At 43.5% G+C, this 621-nt stretch carries 1 pseudogene; it reads right to left on the minus strand.

The features are described from left to right. A pseudogene (locus KIV40_RS29990) lies at window positions 1–397 on the minus strand (two-component sensor histidine kinase); the annotation flags it as partial. Window positions 398–621 lie beyond the last annotated feature (224 nt).

A 621-nucleotide genomic window follows, 5' to 3' on the forward strand; every position in this document is an offset into this window, starting at 1 on the left:
AATAGGGACGAAAAGCAAAGTTACGACCAACAAATGAGTGGCTTTGATTCCAGTTACTGGCCGCAATCGTGGTACCGATATGGTCGAGCAAATAAGTGTCAGAGGCTTGTATTACCTGATTCACATGTGCGAGGTAGCGATTGGTTAGCTCTATCTGTGCAGAGTTATCAGGAGCGTGTAGCGCATCGATCAACTCTTTGTCTTTAGAAAGCAGCTCTGGAATGTGTGCAAATTTATCCAGTTGACTGGCGATATGTACAGAGAAACGGTCAAGCTTTGATTGGTGACCTTCGAGCAAACTTTGATGACTTATTTTCCACACCCAGTGACCGCCGAGAATCATCAGCAACCCATAGGTGATGAGCAGCAAAATGGGTAGGCGGGAAGGTTGAAACATAAGAGATCTCGCTGTGTATTACGGTGTAGAAAAGCGTGTCATGTGCCTGAAACGCTCAAAGTGTCATAAAAAGTTCAAAAAATGAGGACTGACAGGTAGTTATAGGTTAAGGCTTTGTAACGCAGATTGTTGAAAAAGTTATCGACTCTGAGGGGTAAAACAAGAGCAAGATCTCTTTTTAAGCTTTTTCGGAAAAAAAGCCCTCGATTCCCTTGAAAAAGCCG

Source organism: Vibrio sp. D173a (genome assembly GCF_030248475.1).